Origin of the sequence: Polaromonas sp. (genome assembly GCF_031411155.1) — a bacterium.
Taxonomy (GTDB): Bacteria; Pseudomonadota; Gammaproteobacteria; order Burkholderiales; family Burkholderiaceae_C; genus Polaromonas.
This window is the reverse complement of the sequence record NZ_JANOAL010000025.1, coordinates 1-6,723: the sequence shown is the minus strand read 5'-3', so window position 1 is coordinate 6,723 and position 6,723 is coordinate 1. Positions and strand designations below refer to the sequence as shown.

Genomic DNA, 6,723 nt, shown 5'->3' with positions numbered 1-6,723 from the left:
TGTGCGTCGGCCCGCGCCTGAATTCACCCCACCTCTGGCGCACGCTCGATGCGCTGGTCGCACTGATGATGTGGGGCACGGCGCTCGGTCTGCTGGCTGGCCTGCTCTGAGGCCGGCCCAGGCTTCAGGTCTTGGCGGCGGGAGCGGCCGAACGCCAGAACCCGGGCTGGTGGTAATGGTGTTTTAAAAAATCAATCCACAGCCGCACCCGCAGCGGCAGGTGCTTGCGCTGCGGAAACACGGCGTAAATGCCATTCGGCGGCGCGGCAAACGGCTCCAGCACCGGCACCAGCCGGCCGGCGGCAATTTCGGACTCGACCTCCCAGGTGCTGCGCCAGGCAATGCCGCAGTCGGCCAGGCACCAGTCGTGCAGCACCTGCCCGTCCGAACAGTCGAGCGGTCCGCCGGGCTTGAGGTGCACCAGCTCGCCGTCCACCTGAAAAGCCCAGCCGCGGGTTTGCGAGGCATCACTGGACAGGGTCAGGCAGTCAAATTTGCCGAGTTCGCCGGGGTGCTGCGGCGTGCCGTGCAACTTGAGGTAACGCGGCGTGGCCACGCACAGGCGCCGGTTGTCGGCCATGCGCACGCTGACCAGCGACGAGTCGGGCAGGTCACCAACCCGCACCGCGCAGTCAAAGCCTTCGCCGGCCAGGTCCACCACCCGGTCGCTCAGGTTCAGCGTGATGGTGACGTCGGCATGCTGCTCGCGGAACTTGGTGACCAGCGGCGCCACATGGCGGCGGCCAAAACCGGCCGGCGCGGTGATGCGCAGGTGGCCGCTGGCCTTGACGCCGCCGGCCGAAACGCTGGCCTCGGCATTGGCCAGGTCGGCCAGCAGGCGCTGGCAGTCTTCCAGAAAGGCGCTGCCTTCGTGCGTCAGGCTGATGCGCCGCGTGGTGCGCACCAGCAGCTTGACGCCGAGCCGCTCTTCCAGCGCATCGAGCCGGCGGCCCATGATGGCGGGCGCCACACCCTCGGCCTTGGCGGCGGCCGTCAGGCTGCCACGCGCCACCACCGAGACAAAGGATTCGAGCTGCTTGAGTTTGTCCATGGCCAATTATGTCTATAAATGTTGCGAATAGACATTTTTGACCCTCGATTGCGACAGCCCAATTCGCAAAAAAGTGGGCTTGCCCCGTCGCGAAGGGCGTTGTTCAGTAGCTCAGGCGGGCCACCGAACGCAGCACTTCGGCCGTCGTCGTCGGCAGGCCAAAAAACTCCAGGTAGGCCGGAATCTGCTCGAACAGCATGTCGGAGCCGACCTGCACCGCGCAGCCGCGCGCCTGCGCGGCGGCCAGAAAAGCGGTCATTTCCGTTTTCATCACCACTTCACCGACAAAGGTCGTGGGGGCGATGCGCGAAATGTCCATCGGCATCGGGTCGCCTTCGTTCATGCCCATGGGCGTGGCGTTGACCACCAGGTCGTAGCCCGCCGGGTCATTGCTGCCGGTGCTGACCTGCAGCGCCGGGTAATGGGTGCGCAGGCGATCGCCGAGCGCCGTGGCCGACTCGGCGCGGCTGTCAAACAGGCCGATGGCGCCTATGCCGGCCGCCGCCAGCGACGCGGCGATGGCCGAACCCACGCCGCCGCTGCCGACCACCAGCACGCGGGCGCCCGCGAGCTTGAAGCCCTTGCGCTGCACGCCGCGCACAAAGCCGGCACCGTCAAACATGTCGCCCTGCAGCCGGCCATCGGCGGCCCGGCGCACCGCGTTGCAGGAGCCGGCAATCTGCACCGTGGGCGAGACCTCGTCGAGCAGGCCCACCGTGACGATCTTGTGCGGCATGGTGATGAGCGCGCCGCGGATATTCGTCAGCGAGAAAACCGCGCGCAAAAATGCCGGGTAGTCCGGCGGTTGGCAACCCATGGGCACCACCACCGCATCAATCCCGGCCTGCTCGAAGTAAGGGTTGTAAATCATGGGCGCCTTGAAGGCGTGCGTGGGAAAGCCAATGTGGGCGATCAGGGAGGTCGTGCCGCGAATCATGGTGAACGGGTCCGGTTAGCGGGGTGGCAGAGGGTAAGAAATCAGGCTTTGGCCGAGGCCTGTACCGATGAGACGGCGGCGCGCAGCGCCAGCAGGTAGCTGTCGACGCCAAAGCCGCATATCTGCCCTTTCACGATCTCGGCAAACACCGACACATGGCGAAAGGCCTCGCGCGCGTGAATGTTGGACATGTGCAGCTCGACGACGGGACAGGTCAGGATCGCCAGCGCATCGCGAATGCCATAGCTGTAGTGGGTCCAGGCGCCGGCGTTGATCAGCACCGCATCGACGCCGTCCTGGTAGCCCTGGTGAATGCGCTCGCACATCGCGCCTTCGCTGTTGGTCTGAAAGCATTCCACGTCCGTACCCAGCTGCTGGCCCAGCGCGGTCAGGCTGGCGTTGATCTCGTCCAGCGTGATGGTGCCGTACTGCTTGGGGTCGCGTTTGCCGAACATGTTGTGGTTGATGCCGTGAAGCATGAGGATTTTCATGGGTTTCTTTCCTTTGGAAATCAATGGAGGGGCGATTTGGGGCCGGGCCAAGGTGTCCAGCGCCCGCTGCGGCCAGGCGCTGGTGGTCGCTGCAGACAGGCAGCCCGCCAGCGCGGCGAAAAAAGCGCCGGCGCCCGCGCGGGCGGGGCCAGCGCAGGCACCACTTACTTGCGTACCTTGGCCAGTTCAGCCGTCAGCTCTTTCAGGGCATCGGGGCTGGCGGCACCGTGCTTGTCGACCACGGGCTTCATTTTCTCGCGGAACTTCGCCAGTTCGGCGGCGGACAACTCGCTCACCTGCATGCCGGCCTTTTTCACGGTCTCCAGCGCGGTGCCGGCCTGATCACGTGCCTGCTGGCGCTGGTAGGCGGTCGATTCAACCGCGGCGTCTGAAAGTATCTTTTTCTCGGGGGCGCTCAGCGTGTCCCAGAACTTCTTGCTGATCAGCACCGACTGCGGGTTGTACTGGTGATTCGTCAGCGTCACGTACTTTTGCACTTCATAGAGCTTGGTCGCGGCGATCACGGTCAGCGGGTTTTCCTGGCCGTCAATGGCGCCTTGCTCCAGTGCCGCGTAAACCTCGGGAAACGCCAGCGGCGTCGGGTTGGCGCCCAGTGCCTTGGTCCAGTCGAGGTTGATCGCGTTCGGAATCACGCGCAGTTTCAGGCCGGCGATGTCCTCGACCTTGGTGATGGCGCGCTTGTTGTTGGTGATGTTGCGAAAGCCGAGTTCCCAGTAGGTCAGGCCGACCAGGCCCTTGGCCTCGAGCTTGGCATGCATCATCTTGCCAAACGGGCCATCGACCACGGCGTCAGCTTCCTTGCTGTTGGCAAACATGAAAGGGAAGTCAAACACCTCGAAGTCCTTGACCTGGCTGGCCAGGATGCCGGAGTTCATCGAGGCCATCTCGATGGTGCCGCCCTGCAGGGCCGACACGGTGGGCGCATCACCGCCGAGCACGCCACCGGGGAACAGGTTGACCTTGATCTTGCCGCCGGATTTGGCCGCGACGATCTCGGCGAATTTTTCCATGCCCATCACCAGCGGATGACCCTTGGGGTTTTGCGTGGCGAACTTGATGGTGCGCTCCTGGGCCGATGCGACGCCGAAGGCGGCAATGGCAACGGCGGCGGCGATGGTTTTGAGGAATAAGCGTTTCATGGGTTTGTCTCCTGAGGTAACGGTAGTGAAAGGGGCTGTACGCTAAACAATGGCTGCCGGACATGGCGTACCCAAACACGCCCGGCAGCCTGTTAACCGGAAATCAGTAGAACCAGTGCGCCGGCACCATGACGAGTTGCGGGAAGGCGACCATCAGGAACATGATGACGAACTGCGCAATCATGAAGGGGATGACACCCTTGGTGACCTCGTCCATGCTGACCTTGCCAACCCCGGCGACGGCGTTGAGCACGGTGCCGACAGGCGGTGTGATCAGCCCGATGGCGTTGTTGATGATGAACAGCACGCCAAAATACACCGGGTCGATGCCGGCGGCCTTCACCACCGGCATCAGCACCGGCGTCAGCAGCAAGATGGTGGGCGTCATGTCGAGCGCCGTGCCGACCACCATGGTCAGGACCATGATGGCAATCAGCAGCAGCTTGGGGCTGCCCAGCAGCGGCTCCAGCAGGGCCACCACTTGCGCCGGCAGATTGGCCACCGTGATCAGCCAGGCCGACACCATGGCGGCGGCGACCAGGAACATGACCACGGCGCTGGTCTTGGCGGCGGCCACAAACAGCGGCACCAGCTTTTTGAAGTCAAGTTCGCGGTAGACAAAGACCGAAACGATCAGCGCGTACATCGCAGCCACCACGGCGGCTTCGGTCGGCGTGAAGACACCAAACTTCAGGCCGAAAATGATAATCAGGGGCAGCACCAGCGCCCAGGTCGCGTCCTTGAGCGCGGCCAGCACTTCAGCCTTGGACTTGCGCGGCGGCGCGGCGATGACCTCCTTGCGCACCAGCCACCACCAGGTGAACCACAGTGAAACCCCCAGCAGCACGCCAGGGAAGATGCCGGCCAGGAACAGCTTGGAAATCGACACGTTGGCGGCGACGCCAAAAATCACGAAGCCGATGCTGGGCGGGATCACCGGCGCGATGATGCCGGCCGAGGCGATCAGGCCGGCCGAGCGCGCCTTGTCGTGGCCGGCGGCGACCATCATGGGCAGCAGCAGCGCGGTCAGCGCCGCCGCGTCGGCCACGGCCGAGCCCGACAGCGAGGCCATGATGACGGCGGCGATGATGGTCACATAGCCGAGTCCGCCCTTGATGTGGCCGACCAGGGCCATCGCAAAGTTCACGATGCGGCGCGACAGGCCACCTGCATTCATCAACTCACCGGCCAGCATGAAAAAAGGCACGGCCAGCAAGGGAAAGCTGTCGGCGCCATTGATCACGTTCTGCGCCAGAATCTGCGCGTCGAACATGTTCAGGTGCCACATCAGGGCGGCGCCGCACAGCAGCAGCGAAAAAGCGATGGGCACGCCCAGCGCCATGGCGGCGAGCATGGAGCCCAGAAAAATGGTGATCGTCATGTCAGACCTCGGCTTCAGTGGGTTTGCGGGGCGGCGCCGGCATCGCCGTGCGGAGCTTCTTCGGATTCCTGGATCAGCACCAGATCGGCGTCGGCCATCTGACCGCTGAGCAGGCGCCACAGGTCGTTCAGCACGATCACGCTGGCCAGCACCGCGAACACCATGCCCGAGGCGTAAAACCAGCTCATGGAGACCTCCATCACGGCGCTGGTGGTGTCCCAGTTGATGACCGCCTGGTCATAGGAGCCCTTGAACAGCAGCCAGCAGGTAAACAGCATCAGCAGCAGCGCCAGCCCCATGCAGACTTTCTTGCCGGCGGGGCCGAGCCGCCCCACCAGCATGTCGGTGCCGAGGTGGCCGTTGTCGCGCACCGCCACCACGGCGCCCAAAAAGGTCACCCAGACAAACAGCCAGCGCGACAACTCCTCGGAGACGCTGAAGCCCGAATTGAAGGCGTAGCGCATCACCACATTGCCAAATACCAGCAGCACCATCAGTGCCAGCGCCGCGGCAATCAGGTAGCTGAGGAATTGACAGTAGCCATCAATCAACTTTTTAATCACGAATTTGTCTCCTTGAGCAGGTTTGAGCCACTAATGTACGAACTAGTTAGTTTTTACGAATCAGTAATTACCCTAGTACGCCGGCGGGATGCGGCGCACCGGTGTTTGCAGGGCGTCAAGCCTGAACGAAGCGCACGATCAGCTCGACGATGCTCTGGCGCCGGGCGGCCAGGGCCGCGGCGGTCTGGCCGTCGTGCTTGAAGATCAGGCCGAAGGTGTGCTGGTTGGAGACATTGAAAAACGTCAGCGCCGAGATCGAGGCATGAATGTCGATCGGGTCCAGCCCCGGCCGGAACACGCCCTGGGCCACGCCCCGGTTGTAGAGCTGGCGAATCGCCTCGATCGCCGGCACGTTGAGCTCGCGGATGGTCTTGCTCTGCGCCAGGTAGGCGCCGCGCTCCATGTTCTCGTTCATCACCAGCCGGATGTAGTCGGGGTTGCCCTGGTGATGGTCGAAGGTGAACTCGACCAGCCGGCGCAGCGCCGCCATCGGCTCCAGGTCCTCCAGATGCTGCTCGGACTCGATTTGGCGCATGCGGCGGTAGGACTCCTCCAGCACCGCCAGGTACAAGCCCTCCTTGCTGCCGAAGTAGTAGTAAATCATGCGCTTGCTGGTGCGCGTGGCGGCCGCAATCTCGTCGATGCGCGCGCCGCTCAGGCCCTTGCTGGCGAACTCGGCCGTCGCCACCTCCAGAATCCCGGCCATGGTGCGGGCCGGGTCGTTGGTGCGGGATGCCGGGGCCGTCTTGGCTGCGGATTGGGCGGCAGATTTGGCCGCAGGCTTGGCGGCAGGCTTGGCCAGGCGAGTGGAATGTACCAGTTCGTTCATTCCCGGAGTATAGGCGGCTGGCGCAGCGCATGGAACAGTCGTCCGGCCGTTTCAACGGGTAGGGCCGCGTGCGGCCTAAACCAGCGGCACCGTCAGTTTGTCAATCACGGCGCGCGTATCGGGCCGCACGCCGCGCCACCAGGCAAAGGCCTCGGCGGCCTGCTCGGCCAGCATGCCGACGCCGTCGGCCAGGTGCCTGACGCCGGCGTTTTGCGCCAGCCGCAAAAACGGCGTCAGGCCCTTGGCGTAGGCCAGCTCATAGGCCAGGCCACAGCGGGCAAACACCGAGGCCGGCACCGGCGGCAGCTCGG

At 64.3% G+C, this 6,723-nt stretch carries 7 protein-coding genes and 1 pseudogene; all 8 read right to left on the bottom strand.

Annotation, left to right across the window (positions count from 1 at the left end; all coding sequences use genetic code 11):
• Nucleotides 1-124 precede the first annotated feature (124 nt).
• Complete coding sequence (locus RMO23_RS01155; RefSeq protein WP_309678226.1) at nt 125-1,051, bottom strand: LysR family transcriptional regulator; 927 nt, start codon at nt 1,049-1,051, stop codon at nt 125-127.
• Nucleotides 1,052-1,154: 103 nt separating this feature from the next.
• On the bottom strand, nt 1,155-1,988 hold the full coding sequence (locus tag RMO23_RS01150) for a ThiF family adenylyltransferase (protein ID WP_309678225.1): 834 nt from the start codon (nt 1,986-1,988) through the stop codon (nt 1,155-1,157).
• Nucleotides 1,989-2,029: 41 nt separating this feature from the next.
• On the bottom strand, nt 2,030-2,479 hold the full coding sequence (gene aroQ / locus RMO23_RS01145) for a type II 3-dehydroquinate dehydratase (protein WP_309678224.1): 450 nt from the start codon (nt 2,477-2,479) through the stop codon (nt 2,030-2,032).
• A gap of 164 nt (nt 2,480-2,643) precedes the next feature.
• Nucleotides 2,644-3,639: a TRAP transporter substrate-binding protein gene (locus RMO23_RS01140; RefSeq protein WP_309678223.1), complete on the bottom strand. Its 996-nt coding sequence runs from the start codon at nt 3,637-3,639 to the stop codon at nt 2,644-2,646.
• 103 nt (nt 3,640-3,742) lie between these two features.
• Nucleotides 3,743-5,020, bottom strand: coding sequence for a TRAP transporter large permease subunit (locus tag RMO23_RS01135; RefSeq protein ID WP_309678221.1), 1,278 nt, complete (start codon nt 5,018-5,020; stop codon nt 3,743-3,745).
• A gap of 14 nt (nt 5,021-5,034) precedes the next feature.
• Nucleotides 5,035-5,583, bottom strand: coding sequence for a TRAP transporter small permease (locus tag RMO23_RS01130; protein ID WP_309678220.1), 549 nt, complete (start codon nt 5,581-5,583; stop codon nt 5,035-5,037).
• A gap of 115 nt (nt 5,584-5,698) precedes the next feature.
• Nucleotides 5,699-6,412 carry a TetR/AcrR family transcriptional regulator gene (locus RMO23_RS01125; RefSeq protein ID WP_309678219.1) on the bottom strand — a complete coding sequence of 238 codons (714 nt, stop codon included), beginning with the start codon at nt 6,410-6,412 and terminating at the stop codon, nt 5,699-5,701.
• A gap of 75 nt (nt 6,413-6,487) precedes the next feature.
• Nucleotides 6,488-6,723: pseudogene (gene aroE, locus RMO23_RS01120) on the bottom strand (shikimate dehydrogenase); the annotation flags it as partial.